Source organism: Pseudidiomarina aestuarii, assembly GCF_003987355.1.
Taxonomy (GTDB): Bacteria; Pseudomonadota; Gammaproteobacteria; order Enterobacterales; family Alteromonadaceae; genus Pseudidiomarina; species Pseudidiomarina aestuarii.
Map to the genome: position 1 here is coordinate 1,151,888 of NZ_PIPR01000001.1, position 24,238 is coordinate 1,176,125.

General features: G+C 47.0%; 13 protein-coding genes. 2 read left to right on the forward strand and 11 right to left on the reverse strand.

Translation table 11 applies throughout. The features are described 5' to 3' along the window. Positions 1–143: 143 nt before the first annotated feature. Positions 144–791 carry a response regulator transcription factor gene (locus CWE22_RS05315; RefSeq protein WP_169930312.1) on the reverse strand — a complete coding sequence of 216 codons (648 nt, stop codon included), beginning with the start codon at positions 789–791 and terminating at the stop codon, positions 144–146. Positions 792–847: 56 nt separating this feature from the next. Further along, a complete protein-coding gene (gene acs, locus CWE22_RS05320) occupies positions 848–2,791 on the reverse strand; it encodes an acetate--CoA ligase (protein ID WP_169930313.1) in 1,944 nt (647 codons plus the stop codon). 216 nt (positions 2,792–3,007) lie between these two features. Here acs and CWE22_RS05325 point away from each other — a divergent pair, with 216 nt between their 5' ends. Further along, a complete protein-coding gene (locus CWE22_RS05325; RefSeq protein ID WP_275069060.1) occupies positions 3,008–4,192 on the forward strand; it encodes a DcaP family trimeric outer membrane transporter in 1,185 nt (394 codons plus the stop codon). A gap of 86 nt (positions 4,193–4,278) precedes the next feature. On the opposite strand, the gene CWE22_RS05330 is transcribed toward CWE22_RS05325, so the two are convergent. Next, a complete protein-coding gene (locus tag CWE22_RS05330) occupies positions 4,279–6,972 on the reverse strand; it encodes a putative bifunctional diguanylate cyclase/phosphodiesterase (RefSeq protein ID WP_169930314.1) in 2,694 nt (897 codons plus the stop codon). A 116-nt stretch (positions 6,973–7,088) separates the two neighbouring features. Beyond that, entirely contained in the window at positions 7,089–7,346 is a 258-nt protein-coding gene (locus CWE22_RS05335; protein WP_169930315.1) for a hypothetical protein, read from the reverse strand. 263 nt (positions 7,347–7,609) lie between these two features. Between CWE22_RS05335 and CWE22_RS05340 the strand changes: the two genes are divergently transcribed. Then, positions 7,610–8,017, forward strand: a complete 408-nt coding sequence (locus CWE22_RS05340; RefSeq protein ID WP_169930316.1) for a DUF4156 domain-containing protein — start codon at positions 7,610–7,612, stop codon at positions 8,015–8,017. 98 nt (positions 8,018–8,115) lie between these two features. Here CWE22_RS05340 and CWE22_RS05345 read toward each other — a convergent pair whose 3' ends face one another. From CWE22_RS05345 to CWE22_RS05375, 7 genes are all read right to left on the reverse strand, one after another. Then, positions 8,116–8,736 carry a 2OG-Fe(II) oxygenase gene (locus CWE22_RS05345; RefSeq protein WP_169930317.1) on the reverse strand — a complete coding sequence of 207 codons (621 nt, stop codon included), beginning with the start codon at positions 8,734–8,736 and terminating at the stop codon, positions 8,116–8,118. Positions 8,737–8,744: 8 nt separating this feature from the next. Then, positions 8,745–10,649 (reverse strand): polysaccharide biosynthesis protein, encoded by a 1,905-nt coding sequence (locus tag CWE22_RS05350; protein ID WP_169930318.1) that lies wholly within the window; start codon positions 10,647–10,649, stop codon positions 8,745–8,747. 289 nt (positions 10,650–10,938) lie between these two features. Then, on the reverse strand, positions 10,939–11,337 hold the full coding sequence (locus tag CWE22_RS05355) for a hypothetical protein (protein WP_169930319.1): 399 nt from the start codon (positions 11,335–11,337) through the stop codon (positions 10,939–10,941). 267 nt (positions 11,338–11,604) lie between these two features. Further along, the gene (locus tag CWE22_RS05360; RefSeq protein WP_169930320.1) at positions 11,605–15,045 is read right to left on the reverse strand and encodes an FG-GAP-like repeat-containing protein; all 3,441 of its coding nucleotides are present in this window, start codon (positions 15,043–15,045) and stop codon (positions 11,605–11,607) included. A 57-nt stretch (positions 15,046–15,102) separates the two neighbouring features. Continuing rightward, a complete protein-coding gene (locus CWE22_RS05365; RefSeq protein WP_169930321.1) occupies positions 15,103–18,234 on the reverse strand; it encodes an FG-GAP-like repeat-containing protein in 3,132 nt (1,043 codons plus the stop codon). Between the two features lie 254 nt (positions 18,235–18,488). Continuing rightward, positions 18,489–21,944, reverse strand: coding sequence for an FG-GAP-like repeat-containing protein (locus CWE22_RS05370; protein ID WP_169930322.1), 3,456 nt, complete (start codon positions 21,942–21,944; stop codon positions 18,489–18,491). Positions 21,945–21,975: 31 nt separating this feature from the next. Then, complete coding sequence (locus CWE22_RS05375; RefSeq protein ID WP_169930323.1) at positions 21,976–24,093, reverse strand: leucine-rich repeat domain-containing protein; 2,118 nt, start codon at positions 24,091–24,093, stop codon at positions 21,976–21,978. Positions 24,094–24,238 lie beyond the last annotated feature (145 nt).

The window sequence follows — 24,238 nt, forward strand, 5'->3', positions numbered from 1 at the left end:
AGTAATGAGCATCAAGAATGTAGCACGCATCAGGCTATGGACACACGAACTTAGGGCAGGTTTTACACAAGGGGTTGTAACGAATTGTAACTGTTGTTAACAAATCATCAAAAGTGACAAAGTGGATAAGTTGTCTATTTTATTTAGTTTACAGGTGCTTCCAACTGCAAACGTTCAGCTAACAACACTGCTTGGGTGCGACTGTAGACACCTAGTTTGCGGAATATCGCAGTGATGTGCGCTTTGACAGTCGCTTCGGTGATATTGAGCTGGTAAGCAATCTGCTTGTTTAACAAGCCTTCGTGTAGAAGGTATAGAACACGGTATTGCTGGGGCGTTAAATCAGCCACTTTACGGGCGATTTCTTGGTCTTCTGCAGTCAAGTTGTCTAATCGGCCACGTACGGATTCAGGGACCCAGCCGTCGCCTTGTAGAATAGCGTCTATTGCTTCAGCAATCTGCGCAGACGGCAGTGATTTAGGGATAAATCCTAGCGCCCCAAAACCAATGCATTTAGCCACAACTGCAGCATCTTCACTGCCGGAAATGACCGCAACTGGTAGCAATGGAAAGTCTTCGCGTATGCGAATCAGACCATAAAAATCACCGCTACCGGGCATATGCAAATCCAGTAAGAGCAAGTCTAGGTCATCGTCTTCCGCGAGCGCCGTCAGAGTGGAGTCTAGATCACCTGCTTCCCGAAGTTCGAGTTGCGGATAATGTGTCGCGAGAGCGCCTTGCAGCGCCTCGCGAAACAACGGATGATCATCAGCAATTAAGAATTTAGCCATAACCCCATCACTTGCTCCGGCAAGTCCTTGAAGAGGCGCCGAGTCGCGCCGTTGTCCTACTTATTCAGACGATTATCTATCAAGGAATCTACCACACTTGGATCAGCAAGCGTAGAGGTATCACCGAGGTTTTCGAACTCATTTGCAGCAATCTTGCGCAGGATCCGGCGCATGATTTTACCCGACCGTGTTTTGGGTAAATCAGGGGCCCAATGAATAAAGTCAGGTGTAGCTATGGGGCTCAATTCCGAGCGCACCCAATCACGCACTTCTTTCGTCAATGCATCATTCACTTCGGTACCAGACATCGCAATCACATACACATAGATGCCCTGTCCTTTAATGTCATGAGGATAGCCAACCACAGCAGCCTCAGAAATGGCTTTGTGCTCCACCAAAACACTCTCGATTTCAGCTGTGCCTAAGCGATGCCCTGACACGTTCAACACATCGTCAACTCGACCCGTAATCCAGAAATAGTCATCTTCGTCACGGCGGGCACCATCGCCGGTAAAATAACGGTTCTTGTAGGCGGAGAAATAGGTTTGTTCAAAGCGCTCATGATCGCCCCAAAGCGTACGCGATTGACCAGGCCAAGATTCATTGATGACCAAGTTACCTTCAACAGCACCACTCAGCTCATTGCCTTCAGCATCGACTAGCGCTGGCTGGATACCGAAAAATGGTCGTGTTGCGGAACCTGGTTTTAAATCCGTCGCGCCAGGTAATGGCGTGATCATGATGCCGCCAGTTTCAGTTTGCCACCACGTATCGACAATCGGGCAACGGCTATCACCAATCGTTTTGTAATACCATTCCCATGCTTCAGGGTTGATCGGTTCACCGACGCTACCCAGAGTTCGTAGCGACTTCCGAGTACTGGTCTCAGCCGCAGCAGTACCCTTCGACATCAACGCGCGAATGGCCGTTGGCGCGGTATAGAGGATGTTAACGCTGTGCTTATCGATAATCTCGCCAATACGCCCAACACCGGGATACGTTGGTAGGCCTTCAAACATCAGCGTCGTTGCACCATTTGCCAATGGCCCGTAGACGATGTAGCTATGACCGGTAATCCAACCGACATCGGCGGCACACCAATAGACATCGTCCTCGTGGTAATCGAAGACATACTCATGGGTCATGGATGCCCATACCATGTAACCACCTGTGGTATGCAGCACACCCTTTGGTTTACCGGTAGAGCCTGAGGTATACAGAATAAAGAGCGGATCTTCGGCGTTCATCACTTCAGGCTGACATTCACTCGCGACGTCTTTCACCAATTGATCGAGCCACACATCGCGCGGCGCCTCAAACGCGACATCCGCATGCGTTACTCGACAAACCACCACATGATTGACCGATGGACAACGATCATTTTTCAATGCTTCATCGACATTCGCTTTCAATGGTGTTGTTTTGCCACCGCGCCGCCCTTCATCGGCGGTGATGACTACTTTGACACCACAATCGTTGACACGGTCGGCAATCGCATTCGGTGAAAAACCACCGAAGATAACTGTGTGCACTGCACCGATGCGTGCACAAGCCAGCATCGCGTAAGCAGCTTCCGGCACCATCGGCATGTATATCGCTACACGGTCACCTTTCTCAACACCAAGCTTCTTTAAACCATTAGCAAACCGCGACACTTCATGGTGCAGTTGCTGATAACTGATTTCTTCGCTGACACTCGGGTCGTCACCTTCCCAAATAATCGCGGTTTTGTCCGCGCGTTCGGTTAAATGCCGGTCAACACAGTTGTAGCAAGCATTCAAAGTCCCATCTTCGAACCATTTGATACTGACATCACCCGGCGCGAAGCTGGTGTTCTGAACCTTAGTATAAGGGCTAAACCAACTGATCCGTTGGCCATGCTCTTTCCAAAAGGCATCTGGGTTGTTGATGCTCTCTTGGTACATGGTGAGATAGGTGTCGTTATCAATGTGCGCTCGCGCCTTGGCATCGGCGGGAACCTTGTGAACCTCATGCTGCATACAACCTCCTTCAATATATGCTACTAGCTATTTGTTACTAGCTATTCGAAAACTCGATCCCCCCGCTTTTCGAGTAGCGAATAACGAGTAGCGAGTGACGCTTTTAGGGTTTATACCTTCCTAGAAATGGGTTTTGCAAGCCATTAGACCATAGTCTAGATTGATTAATCACTCCATCCCAACGATGCTTTTTAAGCATTTTACACACGCTTTCTTATTGGGAGGAGCACAGCAATGCTGCATAACAAACTACAGAAATCGCTGATTGCCAGTGCAGTACTCGGAGCTATCGTATCAGCTCCAGTGATGGCGGACGAAGGTCCAACATGGAAATTTAGTGGTTACGTCAAGCTCGACGCATTTGCGTCTGACTATGGTGATGGCACTGCGCCAGCCAGTGGCTTTATCGGTCGCCAATTTTATATTCCCAGCACCACACCAGTCGGTGGCCAAGGTGATGACCCAGTAACCGACATTCACGCCCGCCAGTCGCGTTTCTTCTTTGATGTGAATCAGAAACTCGACAATGGCAAGGACATCAGTGCCCGTATCGAAATCGACTTTTTAACCGTACCGGTCGGTGACGAACGTATTACCAACTCTTATGCACCGCGCCTGCGTCAGGCTTACATCAAGTATGATAATTGGTTAATTGGTCAAGCTTGGTCGAACTTTCAAGATTTGAGCATTTTGCCTGAGTCAGTCGACTTTGTTGGTGCTACCGACGGTATGATCTTCATGCGTCAGCCCCAAGTTCGCTATACCTCAGGTTCGTGGAGCTTCTCACTGGAGAATCCAGAAACGACAGTTACCCCAAATGGTGGTGGTGGTCGTATTACCTCGAGTGATGGCTTAATGCCAGACTTCACCGCTAAATACAGTGGCAAGTCAGGTAACCTCAGCTACAGCATCGCTGGTTTAGTACGTCAATTGGCGTATGACGTTGATGGTGATGGTAGTGACGAGACGGCTGGTGGCTTTGGCGTCAACTTTGCGGCCAAGTACGTACTGGGCAATGGTAACGACATTCGCTTCTCGGCCTCGACTGGCTCCGGCTTTGGTCGCTATTTAGGTTTAAACACCTTTAATGGCGCGGTGATCGATGCCAACGGTGATCTCGAAACCATTGACAGCCAGGGTATTACCTTTGCCTATCGGCATCAGTGGAACGAAAAAACACGCAGCAACTTCGTTTACAGTCGCGGTTGGGCCGATAACGACACCGGTCTACTTGGCAACGCTGTGACCAAATCCACTCAACGGATTGGCTTCAACGTTATGCATTCACCAGCCAAAAATGTCACCTTTGGCGCTGAGCTTTCACAAGCAACACGTGAAATCGAGTCTGGCGTCGATGGAGATATGACACGGCTGCACTTCATGGCGATGTACAGCTTCTAAAGCGAAAAACGCTTTTAGTTACTGGTTATTGGCTACTAGTTGCTAGTAGCTAGTAGCCAGTAGCTATTAGCAAGCAGCTCCGCTGCTTAGAGGTCTTCTTTCGCTACTGGGCGGCCGAAGTAGTAGCCCTGCATGTAATTACATCCCAATTCCGTCACGAACTCCGCTTGCTGTGGCGTTTCTACACCTTCCGCGACAACGGCAAAGTCTAATGATTGAGCTATTTTAATGACGCTGCTCACCAGCACGCGGTCGCTTTTGTGAGTCCGAATCCCTTGTATAAAGCTCCGATCAATTTTGACTTTATCCATGGGTAATCGTTTCAGATAACTCAACGATGAGAAACCGGTACCGAAATCATCGAGCGCGATAGAGAACTTTTGTTCGCGCAACCGCTTCAACACAGCAATGGCGTAATCGGTGTTCTCCATCAGAATACTCTCGGTTAATTCGAGCTCAATCCATTCTGGCTTACATCCGGTTTCGACCAGAGTTTGTTCCAAATGGTCCGCAAACTCGGACCGATTAAAATGCAGTGTTGAGAGATTCACCGAAATTTTGCGTGGCCCTTCCTTCTGAAACTCAACAGCATCCATAAACGCTTGTCTGAACACCCATTCACTCAGCGGAATAATCTGTCCCGTCATTTCAGCTAAGGGGATAAATTCACTCGGCGACACAAACTTGCCAGGTTCACGTTCCCAGCGCAGTAGCGCCTCATAACCCACAACTTGGAGATCATTGCAGCGCACTATGGGCTGGTAATGCAGGCGTAATTGCTGCTTCTCAATCGCTTCTTGCAAGCTGCTGCGCATAGCTGCCGATGACTTGAACTGAAATGACATGCTGTCTTGGTAGACCTGAACATGGTTGTGCCCCAAACGTTTCGCTTGATGCATGGCCATGTCGGCGCGTTGCACCAGTTCTAGCGGTGCGTATTGATCGTTAGTTTGATGCGCGACCCCAATACTCGCGGTTAAATAAATTTTGTGCTGCATGATTCTGTAGGGTTGTGCGACCGCACTCAGAATGCGTTGCGTCAGCGCGTTTACCGCATCGGTATCGTGATGCAAATGTTCCGCAACGAGCAAAAATTCATCACCACCAAAACGTGCCAATTGTGCCCGGCCACCGACCACATTCTCGAGGCGTTGTGAGAGCAATTGCAGCAGCCGATCACCCACCTGCAACCCTAGACTGTCATTGATCAGGGTAAATCCATCCAAGTCAATAAACATCACAGTCAGCTGCCGCGACTGATTAAAACGTTCGTTCAAGTGCCTTTCAATAGTCGTGCGGTTGAACAATCCCGTTAAGGCATCATGTTCAGCCTGAAACTTCAATTGCCGTCCTTGCGACATAAGCGTGCGGTTACGCTCAATAGTCAGCGACACCAACATCACCAAGCCGATACCAGCAATAGCCACCAACACCTGTAAGTTAGCCATCGCTTGCATATCACTCAGGTCAATCAGGTAGGCGACAATTGGCGTACCGGCGCTGTAGGGCGTATTCAGCGCATCGCCATGCAGAAAAATGGCTTGCTCACGAATGCGCTCTAACTCGTCAGTGGTCACCCACTCACCATACTTATTCATGAGATAAGCGTAGGACACCTCTGTGTAGGTCATAATTGGCGAGTCCGTTTGCGCTACCTGAGCGGCTAACATCGTCGGTACATCAATCACCGTTACCAATGAGTACCAGGGCGAATAGCCATCTGCTTCTTGAAAACGCACCGGCTGTCGAATCAATAACATCGCGCCTTCTTGCGTGTATTCAGGTGCGGGTACCAGCAATTGCAGAGGCTCTGGAAATTCTTGTAAGCGCGGTTGGAGAGTCTTATCGGCAAAGATCAGATGCTGGTAACTCACGTTCTCAGACTCGGCAATCTCCCAAACCGGTTGTCCCGCAGACGTCAGTAGTATAAAGCTTTCAATGAACTCGACATCCTGCAGCAGCCCAGCAATGTCCTCACGCATCAGCGCGTCATGTTTTTCGAATGGGTAGCTTTGCCATCGATTCGCCATCCGCTCCAACATGGTAATCGTCGCAATTCCAGCCAGACGCCGATTTGCATTCAAACTATCTGCAGCTTGCTGCCCCTGCGCACGCAAGCCTGACATTTCACTGTGGAACATCGCGACGCTGACGACTAAAACGGCCACTAAGCCAACGCTCGCTATCGCGGTCGTCATTGGCGCAACAGCACGTGGCACTCGATTCGAATCCACGCCCAAATTGATCAGCGCAACACCCGCGAGTAATAAGACAATACAAGCTATCAAGCTGCCGGTGGGATGGCGCGCCACAAAAGGCTCATCTAAAGCATAATGGAGCAACAGTAATACTAAAGCAGCAATAACTAGCACCACGCCATAGGCAAGCTGTAACCGCATCAGCACAGTCGATTTCGGACGCGCTACCAGCCAAGCACCAACACCGATAAAGCCGAGATAAATAGCGCTATGAATTCGTGTATCAAAAGAATCGAGGTAACTCCCTAAGATGCCGTCTACCGACGCAGCGATGACCAGCGCACCGAGCAACCGTGGTCCAACAGAATGCCATCGTTGTATGCGGCTAACGTATGCGAGCAAGGCAGCACCGGTTGCAATGACGCTAACTAATAGTGACGAGCTTACGGAGTGATAAATAAGTTGTTGGGTGGGCTCACCCAAACGGTACACCAAAATGGCGATGCCAGCGATCGTTAAAGCGAGTGCCACTATGGTGTGGAGCACCGCACGCACTTGATGATCAACCAGGGCCAACTGCATACCAATCTGTCCTCAGCAAAAAATTTTTTATAATTATTATGCGAGTCAGTATAACCACAGAGAATTTGCGGTGGCTAGTGTTTGTTCAGCGGAAATCTATCCGCATTTTGGAGAGGCTACTTGGAGAGCAATAAAATACGCAGCTTTTGAAGGATTCCGATATCTCGTCTGACCATCCATTCGGTGCCGTTACGGTCGCGAAAAATAGCATGAGTGAGCACTGGAGTACGCCCTAACTCAGTCTCAATCACTCGCATGGCGTCACGATTCGATTGTTGCACAGGAATAACCAATTCGGACAATGTCTCATGCCCATTGAATAAGGTTATTTTACGTGGCCGATTTGTCACTTGCCGTGCGCTTTCCGTGTTCATGGCTTTCCAGAGTCCTTGGTGATACAAAATTGATAGATGCATCACGGTATTAGCATGTCGAGAACTCTTTACAATCTACAGAAAGTAAACACGCTCGTCTATACGTTTATTTAACAGTATACAGAGCTAAATATCATATATTGTTGTAAATATTTTTGTAAAATCGCTTGAATGCAAGCTATTTGCGATCGACTTCATAGTATTGCCCGTATAAATAGGCGAAAATTCAAACAACACTTTTAACTTATAGATCGGAGAAAACAATGTCTACTCGTAAGCTTTTCGCAGTACTGATCGCTTCTGGGCTACTGGCTGCTTGCAGCAATACCTATAGTCCTGAAGTAACTGGCGAAACGTCAGCGGCAATAAATTACCGCAGTGTGCAAGTCGTTGATCGAGCTCCAGTGAATGCTGAGGAAGTTGCAAAGTTATCCACCAATTATGCAATGGCTATTCGCAGCAGCACTGATGAAAAACTCGAAGATGCGATTGAGCGGTTACGTCTGCAGGCTGCGAATCTCGGCGCTAACATTCTTGTGATCGACGAAATCAAAGATCGTCGCACGAGCGGAACTATCATCGCCGGCGTACTCGACGGTCAAGTTAATACGGCCGTCCCGGCAGCACCGTACCAAGAAGTGTTCGCTACCGCCTACCGCTCAAAAAACTAAAATCGTTACTGGCTGCTAGCTGCTGGTTACTAGAAAACACAGATCCATGCTCTTCTAGTAGCCAGTCACTAATAACTAGTAACCAATAGCTAATACTGTTATTTGAATTCGCGGATGTGGAACCAGAGGTTGAATGCCCACTTGATTCCTTTCACGACAGGTGTTCCCGCATGGAGGCTTTGTTTGTGGATATCCGTCGTGCCTTTGTATACGTTATCAAATATCAATAAGCGCCCGGTTTTGGGAACCACGTTGATATTCAAATGCGGGAATGCTGTGGAGCCACCTGCTTCGACATCATTTAAGTAGCCCAACACCGTGACTAAGCGCTGACCGCCGCGCGCCGTACAACGCTGACCGCGTTCGGTGCTGAGGTCGTAGGCGTCAAAATGAGCGCGGTACTCTTGGGTCGGTCCATAGCGGATAACTTGAAATGACTCGGCGTGGCTGACTGGCATCTGGATAAACTTCGCTACACGATCGGCCAAGTTTGAGGTGATGATGCTTTTATCGTGTTTGACCCAACACAGGCTGTTGGTGCGGGCGTCTGAAATCGAGCCTTCTTTATCGTCGCTAACGCGAGCACGCTCCATGCCGTTCTCTGCGAGCTGTATAATATGCTTCGCTTCTGATTCATTAAAAAAGTTTTCGACGACTTGAACGCGAGGATCTTCGCACAGCGTGTATACATCATAATTCGGGGCTGCAGATGCAAACATAATCGGGTTTAACCTCGTTTATCACTGTGTTGCCAAAGCAAATCATTAATACCTTTATCAGTAGGCGCGTAGCCTGCTGGGGCCGCAAGAATAGTGTCACGCAATGCTTCAATAGCAAATGTATTGCAGTGTCCATCCAATGTGTCGAGCAGTGTAGCGATTTCAGGCCAAGGTAGGCAAGTTTCATTCGCTCGCATCACGCGTGGATGGTCGCATTTCTCGACATTATCGCCAATCAATAACTCTTCGTACAGCTTTTCACCGGGCCGCAATCCCGTATAGACAATATCAATGTCGCCCACAGGGTGATCTTCGGTGCGCAGCTCCAAACCCGATAAGCGAATCATTTTCTTCGCCATATCCACAATCTTCACTGGCTCACCCATGTCGAGCACAAACACCGCGCCTGAGTTGCCCATCGTACTGGCCTGGATCACAAGCTGGGCCGCTTCAGGAATCGTCATAAAGTAGCGGGTAATGTCGGGGTGGGTTACCGTAATCGGGCCACCCTGCTCAATTTGGCGTTTAAACAACGGCACGACTGAGCCGGACGAACCCAGCACATTGCCAAATCGCACCATACAAATTTGCATACTGATATCGCGCTGCGCCATGCCCTGCAAAACCAACTCAGCAATCCGTTTAGTGGCGCCCATTACATTGGTGGGGCGCACGGCCTTGTCGGTCGAGATCAACACAAACTGGTCGACACCAGCGGCCAATGCGGCCTCTGCCGTATGCCAGGTACCAAACACATTGTTGCGCACCCCTTCGACCATATTAAATTCGACCAGTGGCACATGTTTATAGGCCGCAGCATGAAACACGGTATTCACTTGAAACGAACGCATCACTCGCTCAATCCGATTGCGACGCTGCACGGTACCGATAATGGGGAAAATTTCGACTTTCTGGCCAAACCGCACACACAACTCACGTAATTCGGCATCAATAGCGTAGAGGTTGTACTCAGAAATATCGTAAAGCACTAATTTGGTTGGCTTGAGATAGACTATTTGGCGACACAACTCCGAGCCGATTGAGCCGCCTGCTCCCGTAATAAGCACCACTTTCCCGCGAATATGCTTTTGCATCAATACCGGATCAGGCTCAACGGGATCCCGCCCGAGCAAATCCTCAATATTGACGTCACGGAGCTCATCGATACCCATCTCACCATTGACCATATCGGCCATACCTGGAATGGTTTGAATCTTGATGTTGAAACCTTGCAGACTCTCGAGTATTTGTCGGCGCACATTCCGACTACTGCTGGGCAGTGCCAATAAAATACGGCTGATTTGGCTCTTACTAATGACTGCCTCAACTTGACTCGGATCAATGACCGCTAAGCCGAGTAATGTAGAACGTTGCAAGGTGGCATCGTCATCTATAAACGCAATCGGATGAAACTGTTCGCCATTAAATAAAGCTTGAGCCAATTGCCGACCGGCTGAACCCGCGCCGTAGATCAATACCGCTTCTTTGCGGCGGGTCACTAGGCGTTGATAAAGCTCACGCATGGCTACGCGCGCGCCACCAATCAAGAGCAACGAAATCAGCGCGAAATTGATAATGGCATTGGCGGGTAGTTGTAACTTGAGGACGAGTAAACCAACAACTAAAACGAATGTGGAGAAGAGAACTCCAATCAGCACCTGCAACAGGGCTCGGGTAGAGACATAACGCACGACTGCGCGGTACAAACCCAATTTAATAAAAACGACTGTTGAGCTGAGCGCGATCACCAAATACAGAAGTAGCCAAAGCCCCCACGCGGGCGGGATGCGCGGACCGAATTCAAGGCCATAAGCTATGACCAAAGCGAACAAGAGAACCGAAACGTCGATAGCTACCGACACAATTCGCTTGATCGAGCGAGGTAACTGTAACAACCCGAGCAATAGATTCACGCGCACAACATCCTGCTGAACAATCCCTAAAAAGACTCGTAATCGAGCGCCACTGCGTATCTTCTTGACTAGTATGGATATCGTGAGCTTACCACGACAAGCTTGTAACGCAGTCGTTACCGAAATTTTACACTCGTGGCCTGTGAATACAACCGAAAAGTAGTCGTTCTCGCCTAGCCGCCATGATATTCAATGAATAACGCATTGAGCTAAAACAAAAAAGCCTATCACTTTTTGAGTAATAGGCTCTTTATTAGCAGTTTGTTCCAGCTAGATGACGATTCCGTGTCTACTGTAATACCAGGAATAGTCGCTCATTTTCCGCTACCACAACGTAATTTTGATCACCGGACTGCAATTTCACATCAAAATCACCGAACCTGTTGCTGAATTGAATGCGATGATTTGGTGGCGAATACCCCATAAATGACGTTCCACCGCCTTGATGACGCGTGACCATCGACAACTGAAAGTCTGCGCGTTTACTTGGCATCGGTATCGTTACCGACTCACCCACCATGATTGCCTCAAGTACTGCATCGTTAATCACCACTTCTGCAACCCGTTGCGATGTTTGTGATGTATCCGCTAACTTTGTTAGTGACCACAAATCTGCTGCAACAACAGAACTGGAAAACATGAGTGCAACTATGCCGGTAAAACGTAGAGATAAACTCCTTAACGTCATACAAGCTTCCTTTTAGCTACAACATGAGTCTTTGTTTTACAATGAAATCGGGCATTATTCAATGCACAGGAACCAGATAAGAGTCATATCTAATTGCAGCATTTTTGTTATACACACTGGAATAATTAGTGCGAATTTCAGGTTGTGATTTGTTCAGTTTTTGGGCTAAATAAAAGAGGCTGTTTCTTATTAGAAATGTCTGTCTGAAATGTCTGTCTCCGAACTTCTAACTTAGCCGGCAATGTCACCATTGCCGGCCTTTTTATGTCAGCGCTCGTTCGCTGCTTCCACCATCTGCATACGAATATGAATCGGTGCTTGGAATGGCACATACTTCTCCTGCAAGCCGAAGCGCACGCGCATGATGCCATCACCGCGGTCACCACCTTCACCACTCGAAGTCAGGATGTACTGCATTTGCGTGGAGGGGCGACGCACTGCGATATCCGCTTTGCCGTCGCCATCGTAGTCATCGACGATGGGAATGTCCGCGGGGTCGAGACCAAATTTAATGCGCTGAATACCGTCACCATAAGGTCCCGGCTCGCCGCTGGAATTGAGGATGTACCACATTTGTGTGGACGGACGACGTACGGCTAAGTCCGTAATGCCATCACCGTCATAGTCCGCTGGTACTGGGATATCTTCTTCCGCTAGACCAAAACTAATCACCTGCTCCTGACCATCACTGGAGCGTAAAATATGCCACGTATGAGTAGACGGCCGACGAATCGCAATATCCGCTTTGCCATCACCATCAAAATCACCAGTAACAGGAATGTCGCCGTCATTCGCACCAACACTCATCTCCATAATATCGCCGCCGCTTGAAGGCTTGATGTACCAGATGTGATTCGAAGGCCGATATACAGCAAAATCAGTAATACCGTCACCATCATAGTCAGCCAATACCGGTATATCCTCTGGAGCCAATCCAAACTTTATTCGCTGAATAAAGTCACCGCGCGTCCCCGGTGTAGACGAACTCTTGACATACCACATAGAAGTGGACGGTCGACGCACCCCTATATCAGTGCGTCCATCTCCGTCAAAATCACCAAATACCGGAATGTCCTTCGAGTTTTTACCCAGAACTACACGCTGTATATCACTATTTTCACTTGCAAAACCGTAGTTAAAAAAAGTATCTGTGTTGCGAACAAACAAATCTGCCTTGCCATCACCATCTGCATCCAAACTTATAGAGGAAGCTAATGTGTCGTCGATACCATCGCCATTCGAGTCACTAGAAAGAGGATTGAGTCCAAAATTAACTTCTACAATGTTAGCGATCCCATCCCCATCATGATCAGAATAGTCTTCGTCAGTAATGCACGATGTATTATTGAAGCTCACAGTTTTCACATCACTTCGCAATGCTTCACCATACGCTTTCTGCCAACAGGGAATAACTAGCGAGTCAAAACCAAAATAATCTCTCAAAAAACTCGGTGAAACGTCATCACTGAGATGAATCAGTGCTGGGCTAATATCTGAAACCGGAGTATGTGAAACAACAATTCGATTAAGTTCAGTGAACTTACGGACCACTTCGATATTACTCACCTTGGTATGAACAATACTTAGAGCCCTCAACTGATTCAATCGGCTCAGTACTGAAATATCATCTATATTCGCGCCAACTAAACTCAACGTGCGTAGACTCACAGCATTGGCTAAATTATCAATATTTATCAATGGATTACTGGTCAGAAGCAACTCTCGCAATTGTTCTGCCGAGTCGATATTTGGCACTTCAAGCAATTGATTTTCTGACAAATCTAAATTCTCTAGACTACTTGGGAATTCAGCAGCCACTATTTCGGTCATATTGTTCTGAGAGAGAATGAGTTGAAAGAGCTCAGTCATATCTCGAAAATTACCCACTAGCGAACTTGGAAAGTTGGTACTCGCTAGATCGAGTATCTGCAGATTGTAGAGACTAAAAATCGGGTCGAAATTTTCAATCGGATTACCTCGCAACACCACAGACACAAGCTGCTTCATATTAGTTAAAAAGCTTATATCTGTAATGCCAAAGTATTCCAGAGTAAGAGAAGACAAACTGGTGAGACCGGCTAAGGCATCGAGATTAGTTAAAGTAATTTGACCCAACTTCTCTCGAGTAGGGCTCAGATATAGAAATTCTAAGTTGTTCATGCCGGATAGCGCTGATAAATCTATATCCTCGCTAACGTACGCAGTAAATATTCTCAAGTTCTTAAAGCTTTCCAGACCAGATAAGTCTGCAATACGGAATGCGTAGCAGTCTAGAAACTGCCAACCTGCCGCATATTGACTCTGATTACTTGATTCATTTTCAATTAAGCAGTTTCTTAGATTTGGATCGGCCACTTGAGCGATCGCGTCGGTCGCTAGAGTGGTATCTGGATTCTCATCATAAAATGAAGCAACTCTGTCTGCTACTAAACGTATGGCCTTAGTGGCATCGGCTGAATCTGGCTCACCTTCTGCTATCCCACAGGGCAGGTTAGTACCGCAATACAAATCTGGCGTTGAAAAAATAAACTTGTAATCGGGTTCTCTTATTCCAGTATAGAAGAATCGAGCAGAGGCCATTGTGGTGTAAAACTCATCATCAACACCATATCCGACACCAAACTCAAATGCTGCGCCAATTTGTTGCTCATCGCGTGAGTGCATCAACCCTAAATTATGACCCAACCCATGTGCAACCGCTCTATCGCCACAATCATAACCCATTGCGCTCAACGCATAATCGGCAGCGTATCTGACAAGCGGATTGCGAGTATAACCAGCACTGCACCTAACCTCACTCAAATTGATTGGCAACAACAGTACAACGGTATCAGCGCCATTTAAAAATCGGTCGTCAACTATATTCTCAAAGCCATTGCGCTTCTGGAACATATCAGACAAGCCATCTTGAGTTGTTATACCCGAATAGTCGACCTCAATACTCCGGCCTCGAATTTGAGTATTCGTCCGAGACTGCGAGAAAATGAAATTAGTGACAGTGATCAAATGATCAATGCGACTTTGCGGCTCGTTGTTCAGTAATTCGCGAACTTCGGGTGTGAAATAAAATAGGACATCAATAATTACGGTTTCATCTGCGCTCTGCTGATCAAGTTCATGAGATGTGAAGATGTCTCCGCTTGCACTGGTTAAGGGCAAGTACTTCTCAAGTTCTATCTGTGAAGGCGAATCTGTAATCGCTATCTCGTCTAGCTCTACTCCAGGTAGAAGTTGTTGATAGTCAGACTCAGCAACCAATATTCCAACAGACTCCTCGCCGCGTCCCGTGTATGTTCTGCCGCTGGCTTGCGCGGTTATGTGGAAAGTTTGTTTGCCCAACGTAATGATAACGAATCCACTTTCCGAGGAGTTTTTTACTCGTGCTGTGAGTGATTGTGTTCCACTCGAGTTTACTTGGCGTTTCGTCACTACCAAATTCTGCACACCATTAGGTAATGGAACAGTTAACTGATCTCCACGCTGCACGAGCTTTAATTCGGCTGTATTTAGCTCAACAAAATATTGGTTTTTTACTCTAGCTAATCGATTTGATGGAGCGTTTAACTGCTCAACCAGCTTGTTAACGTGTTTTACTTCATCTTGGTTTTTACTTAGCTTCCATACTTTGACATCAGCAAATGCTGGAACGGCCGTGAAGCATGCGAATATCACTAGGGCCGTAAACCCAACTCTCATCGAACTGATCATAGTTTTTCCTTACTATCACTCACCAACAGTCTTAATATTTTGCTGATTTTCACTTTACTAATTATTCGCTGCCACCATCTGCATGCGAATATGAATCGGAGCTTGGAACGGTACGTACTTCTCCTGCAAACCGAAGCGCACGCGCATGATGCCATCACCGCGATCACCACCCTCACCACTCGAGGTGAGAATGTACTGCATTTGCGTGGACGCACGACGCACCGCGATATCCGCTTTGCCGTCACCATCGTAGTCATCGACGATGGGGATATCTGCTGGGTCGAGACCAAATTTGATGCGCTGAATACCGTCACCATAAGGTCCCGGCTCACCGCTGGAGTTGAGGATATACCACATTTGTGTGGACGGACGACGCACTGCAATATCCGTAATACCATCGCCATCGTAATCGGCTGGTACTGGGATATCTTCTTCCGCTAAGCCAAAGCTAATCACTTGCTCTTGGCCATCACTGGAGCGCAGAATATGCCACGTTTGGGTAAATGGACGACGTACCGAAATATCCGCCTTGCCATCACCATCAAAGTCACCGGTGACCGGAATGTCGCCGTCATACAAGCCATAACGAACGCGCATAATGCCATCACCACGGTTTCCACCCTCACCGCTTGACGTCAGGATGTACCACATTTTGGTCGATGGACGATACACCGCAAAGTCGGTCTTCCCATCACCGTCGTAATCCGCAACCACCGGAATATCTTCTGCCGCTAATCCAAACTTCACGCGCTGGATATAGTCGCCCTGCGCACCAGGATCCGACGAATTCGCCACATACCACATGTGAGTAGACGGGCGACGCATGGCAATATCCGTCTTGCCGTCCCCATCAAAATCACCGTAGAGCGGAATATCTTCTGAATTTCGTCCGAATACCAACCGCTTGATAGCGTCATCAGCGCTCGCTAGTCCGTAGTTATAGAACGTGTCCGTGTTGCGCACGAAAATGTCCGCTTTACCGTCACCGTCACGGTCCAACATCCCTGTCACCACCGCCGCAGGCATTTCTGGCTCAGGTTCAGGTTCTGGCTCAGGCTCCGGCTCCGGCTCCGGCTCTGAATGATCAACACGAAACGGATCAGTGCCAATCGCAATCTCCTCGGCGTTTGTAACACCATCACTATCAAAGTCATTACTCTCATCAGAGCTATCACAAGCAAGCTGCAAACCAGAAAGTCTGATTCGCCCAAAGTCATAGTCGGTGTATCGCTTCGCATAATTTTGCTGCCAACAATAACCAGGGCCGCCCATAATAAAATGGAAAGATCGATTGGAATCCGCAGCGATGCCCTTTAGCTGCAACAAAAGTGCTGAAAAATCATTTAGAACTTCGCTACCAATAAAGACTTCTTCCGCCTTTGGTAAGTTATTGAGTGACGTAATATCTGTGAGTAGATCTGAATCGATCAATTTCAACGTCCTCAAGTTTGGTTTGTTATCGAGACCCACCAAAGCCGTCAATTTATTTCGTCTAAGGTTTATATCCTCAATATTATTGAGTTTGGCTAAACCTGAAACACTAGCAATCTGATTGTATTCAGCATTAAGGATTCGCAAGTTAATCAATTCAGATAACCCATTAAGTTCATCCAGGTTATTGGATGTTAAGTCAAGCACCTTTAAATTAAACAGTTTTGATAATACTGATGAGTCTTCTAGTCCTGACGAGCGTATTTCTAAGTTTTCGACAGTTTCTGCAAATAATAAACCATCAAAACTAGCGATCTGAGACCAATCAATTTCCAATTGAATCAATGATTTTAAACCTTGCAAGAAATTTAGGTTTTCAAGTTCTAGCCCATTTAAGGTCAGGTACTTCAAATTAATAAGGTTAGCAAGACTATCTGTACCATCCAGCTTCGGCTTGTTCGGCATAGTTCCGGTCAGTCGGAGGTCTAGTGATTCTAAATTAACCAATTTAGAGAGTGGTGTTACATCAGTTGTTTCCGCGTGAAGATACAACCGAACTTGAGTCAAAAACTCAAAATGCTCTAAGCCAGATAAAGTGTTTATAGGAGCTTGAGCTGTGCCTCCACATTCCAGTGTTTCAAAATCTTCCAGCCAGACCACTTTTTCTAAATAATTTCGCTCAATACAACTTCGAATAACGCTATCTTCAACTTGATCAATATGATCGCTGATACGCCCTCGTCTCGGTTCGTAGGTAGTTGCAATAAAATTTGCATGCTCTCGCAACCAAGCCGCTGAATCAGCGGGTTCGGTGTCGCCCTTTGGGACCCCACAAGGCACTCCAAAACATAATTGGTCAGGATTTGAAAAGCGGTAGACCAACTCTGGCGGTTGCTGGGTTATAAAATCTGTGTACAGTTTTGCAGTTGTGCCGATTGTATAAAAAACACTGCTTGCACCGAATGCGTAGTGATACCCACTCGGGTCAGGAAACCTTGAACTTCTGCTGGCTAAAACGCCATACACGGCAGCCATAGAATGAGCTAAAACTGCATCGTCACAGTTAAATGCAATAGCCGAGTGGAAACGCGTATTTAGTTGCTCTGGCGATAATGCTCGATTCTGCGCACTGCAGGTACCATCATGGTCACGCTCTCCAATAAAAAACGCAAAATCAATTCCAAATTCCCCTCGATGTAGAGGTACTTTGCCTAATCCGTCATAAATATTCCCGCTTGGATTTTCTAGGTCAGATAAGGCTGAAACCAGTCTCGGGAAATTACCGTCTACTGACTCAAAAATGACATCCTCAATATACAAATTTGTATTAGATGCAGTAAGAGCCTCATTTGCCAAACTGGCTAAATGACGGACACGTACTTCAACCTCTGATAAATCAAATTCACTGTTGTAGTACATGCCAAGTATCAGTGGATATATTGTGTTATCTTCACCCGAATTGTAATCAATGACGCCTACATTATTTATATTGGAGTAATTAGTGCTCGTACTCAGAGTCAGATCGCGAACTTCGTGTTCCGAAAAAATCACACCTATGTCATCAACGCCCCAAACTGAATAATTGCCGGTTCGGTTAACAATTGTAATGTTGAATCTATTTTCCCCAATCGTCATCAAAGCAAATGATGCGTTATCTATCGGATCTCGAGCCACAATCGTTCGAATCTTATTAGCAGTTTGAGAAATAGACTCAACTTCAAGTTCGAATTTACCCTTTGGAGTCGAAAATGTGAGCATAGACTCCAATTCAAGTGATTCAAGAGTCACTGTTTGCAGCTTGAGCCAACTATAGTCCTTCTCAAATAGCGACAATCTGCTATCGGTTGTGAGCTGATTCTCTGCAACTGGATTGTTGACCAAATTTGCATTAGTAAGAATCTTCCAGGGTTCTTTGATTTCATTAGCATGGCTAGCAGGGCTTAACATAGCCCAACTAGCCAACATCAAAAAATAATACAAACTTTTCAACACTGAGAATTCCCTTTCATCAATTAACGATTATTCGCTTCCACCATCTGCATGCGAATATGAATGGGTGCTTGGAACGGCACATATTTCTCCTGCAAACCGAAGAGAATTCGCATAATGCCATCACCACGCTCACCCCCCTCGCCACTTGAGGTCAGGATGTACTGCATTTGCGTGGACGCACGACGCACCGCGATATCCGCTTTGCCGTCACCATCGTAGTCATCGACGATGGGGATATCTGCTGGGTCGAGACCAAATTTGATGCGCTGAATACCGTCACCATAAGGTCCCGGCTCACCGCTGGAGTTGAGGATATACCACATTTGTGTGGACGGACGACGTACCGCTAAGTCGATGATGCCATCACCGTCGTAGTCGGCTGGCACTGGAATATCTTCCTCGGCTAAACCGAAGCGAATGCGCTGAATTTCACCATTGGATGAATTCAGGATGTACCACATTTGTGTGGATGGACGACGCACCGCGATGTCCGCTTTGCCATCACCATCGTAGTCGCCGACTACCGGGATATCATCAGGGTCAAGACCAAAGTTAACGCGCATAATGCCGTCACCACGGTCACCTCCTTCACCTGAAGAAGTTTGGATATACCACATCATTGTAGACGGACGACGCACCGCAAAGTCGGTAATGCCATCACCGTCGTAATCTGCTGGAACCGGGATATCTTCTGCAGCTAGACCAAACTGCACGCGCTGAATAAAGTCACCACGTGGACCCGGGTCAGAAGAATTCTGTACATACCACATGAAGCTCGAAGGACGACGCACCGCGATGTCCGTGACGCCATCACCGTCAAAGTCACCATAGACAGGAATGTCGCCTGAGTTCAAACCAAACACCACTCGCTTGGTTGAGCCATCGACACTGCCTAATCCATAGTTGTAAAAAGTATCGGTATTACGAACAAACAAGTCCGCTTTGCCGTCACCATCAACGTCTAATACATTGGACGAACCTAAGGTATCGTTCACACCATCGCCGTCCGAGTCGGCGAGCAGTGGATTCAAGCCGTTGTCGACTTCCAGCAGATTGGCAATACCATCGCCATCGTAATCGGCGTAGTCGTCGTCAGTAAAACATTGCGTACCACTGAAATTCACAAAGGTATTATCATTCACAAAGGACTCGCCGTACGCCTGCTGCCAACATGGCACACTGAGGTTCGCCAAGCTAAAGCTTTGATAGGTTGCATATGGATTGCTACGACTAAGATGCAGCAATACTGGTCCTGTATCAGTCACTGACGTGTTCGAAATATTGAACTCAATCAGATAATTGATATCTGCAACTGCTGCTATTGAACGGACATTCGTCCCTTCCAAATACACGCTAGACAGCATTGACATTTCTGACAGCGCGGCAATATCCTCCAGCTCGGTGTAACCTACATCGAGAATTTGTAGATTGGTTGCGCTAATCAATGCATCAATGGTGGTCAGCGGATTATTTCGTAAATTGATTGATAGTAAGTATTCAGCCGAACTTACATTCGGTGCCGCCGTTATTTGGTTGTTGCTTAGCACTAAATATTCGACTGCTGTCGGGAATGTCACCCCGGACAAGTCGGTATAACCATTGCTCGACAACGTCAGCGAGCTCAACTGTGTCATGCCGCTTAAGTTACTAATAGCAGCAGCCGGAAATTGTGTCGCTGATAAATTCAGATTGGCCACCGCTGGCAAGCCATATAAAGGTGAGAAGTCTGCAATAGGGTTGCCATTTAACATTACGATTTCGAGATTAACCAAGTTCGCAATGAAGCTGATATCTGTTAGACCCAAATACTGCAAACCAAGATAGTACAGCTCTGTTTTATCAGCCAAAGCCGACAAGTTGCTTACCGTTACTTCGCCACGACGATCGGTTGCCGCATATAAATCTAAGGCTCTTAAGTTTTCCATGCCCGCAAACACAGACAGGTCGAGATCGGCATCAACCATCGCAGCAAACAACTGCAAATTATCGAACTGTTCTAATCCGCTTAAGTCCGCGACGCGCACACCATAACAAATTGCCTGGGTCCAACCTGCTGCATACCGGCTCGAGTTACTCGACTGACTATCGGTTAAACATTGGCGTAAGTTAGCATCTGCAACTTGTGCAATTGCGTCCACGGCTAACGTGGTATCTGGGTCCGCATCATAAGCTGCGGCGGCCGCTCCGACTACTGGGCGCAGGGCGCGGGCAGCATCGGCAGAGTCAGGCTCCCCCTCCGGAATACCACAAGGTAAATCGGGCCCACAACTTAACTCTGGCGACGAAAATAAATATTTTACGGTCGGAACTGCTGGAGCATCAGTATCATAAGCGCTTCGATACGCCATAACGGTATGAAAAGTATCATCCACACCGTGACCCACACCGTAGTCAAAAGCTGCCCCGGAGTCACCTTGACGACGCGAGTGACTCAGACCTAAATTGTGGCCCAGTTCGTGCGCCACCACATAGTCTTGGCAATCAATACCGTTTGCACTGAGAGCGTATTGCCCAGCACCCGCAGACCGCGGGTCGAGCACATAAGCTACACCGCAAGCGTTATCATCAGGATCGATAGGATGCAGTAAAGCAACTGCATCGGCACCAGCCAAAAAGCGATCATTACCGATGTTCTCAAATCCGTTGCGTGCATAGGTCATATCATCCAGACCTTCGCCCACTGTCGACTCCGCGTAGTCGATTTCTTGACTCGTCCCACGAATCTGGGCGTTCACCTTCGAGGTCGAAAAAATGAAGTTGGTGATGGTAATTATGTGGTCAATTCGGCTTTGCGGATTGTTGTTATACAAATCGTTGGTCGTTGGCGTGTAGTAAAACAACACATCGATCATAGCCGTCTCGTCATTCTGTTCCTGCATATTTTCTTGCTGCAACGGAACCTGCTGACGAGTTTTGCTGCGCTGCATATGTTGCGGAACTGTGTTCCCTGATGAACTTCGCGGTGCCTCTCGCTCATCAAAATCATTACCGAGACCGGGTAGTAGCTCTTTATAGTCAGTTTCAGCTACCAATAACCCGACCGAGTCGATACCGCGGCCGGTGTAGAGGACATCGTTGCCCTGAGCGGTCAGATGGAAAATATTCTCACCCAACGTGATAATTGCAAAGCCACCATCGGCAAGATTCTGCGGACGGGCCGTAATCGATTGCGTGCCGCTTGCATTGACTTCACGCTTGGTGACAACAAAGTTTTGCAGTCCGTTGGGCAACGGGACGCTCAAGGCATCTCCACGCTGTAAATTCTTCAATTCAGAAGTATTCAACTCGACGAAGTACTGATTCTTCACTTGCGCTAATCGATTTCGCGGTGCATTTAATTGGTCTGCTAGCTCCGCTTGCTGTTGCAAGTCAGACTTATTCTTACTCAACGTCCATGCCTGCGTATCGGCTAAAACAGGGCTGGCGAACAGGCTTACACCAATCGCTAGCAAACTAAATTTCATCGAATTCTTCATAATTATTCCTTACTGCTGCTCTGCGGCATTTTCATTTCTTGAGTTGCTCGCCCGAATCACTCAACAGTGGGTTCCTACCCAAATCAATTTCATCTTGATTCGACACACCGTCACCGTCGTAATCATCATCACGCCCGTATTCATCACATGACGCTGAATCAAAAATAATGCCGATATCGTTGGCCACTAATTCAGCATAATCACTTTGCCAGCAGGGAGATTGGTATATCTCATACTTGAGTTCAGCTTGTTGATTTTCAGCTAAAGCGTTCTCAACCAACTGTGGCATCGCGAGAATAAGCGGTCCCGCATCGGTTAACTCGTTACTCAGTTCAATATTTAAAAGATATAAATTAGTAAACTGCGGCAATGAATCGAGCGTAGTTTCGTTCCTCGATGTGATTTTAAGTCTACGCAATTCAGTGAGCTCTTTAATTGGTTCTATGGTGTCAACATTCGATTGGTAAAGTTCAAATATACGAAGATTTACCAAATGGCGGCTTGCATCGATATCCTTCAAATACCTATTAAAATCGAGGTACAGACTATCGAGCTGCACATGTGTCTCGAGACCTTCTAGCGATTCAATATCATTGCTCCGAAAGTCGATAACTGTTGGATTAGATTCCCAGCTTCGTAATGGTGTTAGATCACTTATATCCGAAGATGTAATCATTACAGACTCAAGATTCTTTAGTTTTGAAAAGAGTCCCAAATCAGAAAAATTCACCGAATAAAAAATAATAGACTCCAAGCTGACCATACCATCTAGGCTCAAGATCTCAGAGAAGTCAATTCGAGCGTTCCCAATGGTCAGTTCCTCGAGGAGTTTCAATTGATTCAAACTACTTAAGTTGTTTATTGTGAAACTGACTAATGTAAGACGCTTTAAATTCACCAGCTGTCCGACATCAAACAGTTCAGTGGAAGAAGATGAACTTGTAAGTTCGAGTTCTTCCAGTTGAGTCAATGATGCTAGCTCTTCTGTGTTCTTGGCTCCGCGAGACAACGTAAGTTTGAGGGACTTAAGTCCGGTCAAAAAGGAGAGCCCTCTCAAATCACTGATCGACCGATTGCACTCAAAAGGATCAGTCCAACTTGCTACATATGAGCTTTGATATCGAAATGTGTAGTCCATCACACATTTCTCAAACTGCTCGTCTTGTATTTGATCAAGTAAATCTGGCAGTCGTCGTAAATTAGTTATTGGCTTGTTCGAATCAGCGGCAGCATGTCCAACAAGGTTGAGAACTTTGACAGCGTCTGCTGCATAGGTCTGTCCCTCTGGGACTCCGCACGGCGAACCCTCGCAATCAAGTCTTGGTGATGAGAAGCGAAATATCTTCTTCGGACTCGTATTTCCTTCACCTACAAAGTCACCAAATCTCGCCATTAAAGTATAAAACTTACCTTTTTCGCCATGTCCAAATCCAAACGGGTACGGGCCATTCACGGAATCGTATGCATAGTGGGAACTTTGCAAACCTAATGTTCTACCGAGGGTTTCAACAAAAGTTTCGTCCTCACAATCAATCGAAAACACTGAGATAGCATAATCAACGTAATTTTCGGTGACTGGATCGCCAAGTGGAGCCCAAGAGCATTCGCCGTTTGCTGCATCTTTCGATGTCAGCAAAAACATCGCGTCATACCCTCTCCGGAACATAAAATTCAAACCAGAGCGGAGCGAACGGTCATCACGAATGTAACCATCCACCGAACGTTTCAATCCGAACGAAGTTGAGTAGCGTCGATAACTCCACTCTGCTGACACTCGAAAATCTACGCCACTATCTGCTAAAAAGAAGTTTGCAGAATTGACGATATGCTCAATTCGCGCATTCATTCCAAGACCATATTTAGAGCGAACAGCATCGTTATAATGAAAATGGATAGAAATAGTCGGAGAACCAGTGTTGTGTTCGACGATATCGGGTTCACGTGACTTATTAGGTTTCACTTGAGAGGTCACCGTCACCTTAGGCTCAACCAAACTAAGCTTCGCACCTGAATACCAATCACCTTCCGTGCCTACACTGTCTAAATTGTAGGCAACACCGTCAATATTGATGAGTGCGCTGGTGTAGTCGTCGGAAAAAGTGGCGATATAAAAGCCATAGAGCGAAGTATCCACCGGCTTCGCAATCACAGTTCGACTGCCAGACGCATTCAGAATGGTTTGCTCAACCCGAAAACTCTCAGATTGATTTGTTAATTCTATGAGAATTTCTGAGCCGACTTGTAGCTGACTCATTGAAGCGCTTGGCGCCAACTCCAATTCAGCGGTAAGAGCC

Excerpts from the sequence above, each read along its gene's own strand:
- CWE22_RS05315 (WP_169930312.1), bottom strand. The coding sequence starts at position 791 with ATGGCTAAATTCTTAATTGCTGATGATCATCCGTTGTTTCGCGAGGCG.
- acs (WP_169930313.1), bottom strand. The coding sequence starts at position 2,791 with ATGCAGCATGAGGTTCACAAGGTTCCCGCCGATGCCAAGGCGCGAGCG.
- CWE22_RS05330 (WP_169930314.1), bottom strand. The coding sequence starts at position 6,972 with ATGCAGTTGGCCCTGGTTGATCATCAAGTGCGTGCGGTGCTCCACACC.
- CWE22_RS05335 (WP_169930315.1), bottom strand. The coding sequence starts at position 7,346 with ATGAACACGGAAAGCGCACGGCAAGTGACAAATCGGCCACGTAAAATA.
- CWE22_RS05340 (WP_169930316.1), top strand. The coding sequence starts at position 7,610 with ATGTCTACTCGTAAGCTTTTCGCAGTACTGATCGCTTCTGGGCTACTG.
- CWE22_RS05345 (WP_169930317.1), bottom strand. The coding sequence starts at position 8,736 with ATGTTTGCATCTGCAGCCCCGAATTATGATGTATACACGCTGTGCGAA.
- CWE22_RS05355 (WP_169930319.1), bottom strand. The coding sequence starts at position 11,337 with ATGACGTTAAGGAGTTTATCTCTACGTTTTACCGGCATAGTTGCACTC.
- CWE22_RS05360 (WP_169930320.1), bottom strand. The coding sequence starts at position 15,045 with ATGATCAGTTCGATGAGAGTTGGGTTTACGGCCCTAGTGATATTCGCA.
- CWE22_RS05365 (WP_169930321.1), bottom strand. The coding sequence starts at position 18,234 with ATGCTCACATTTTCGACTCCAAAGGGTAAATTCGAACTTGAAGTTGAG.
- CWE22_RS05370 (WP_169930322.1), bottom strand. The coding sequence starts at position 21,944 with ATGAAGAATTCGATGAAATTTAGTTTGCTAGCGATTGGTGTAAGCCTG.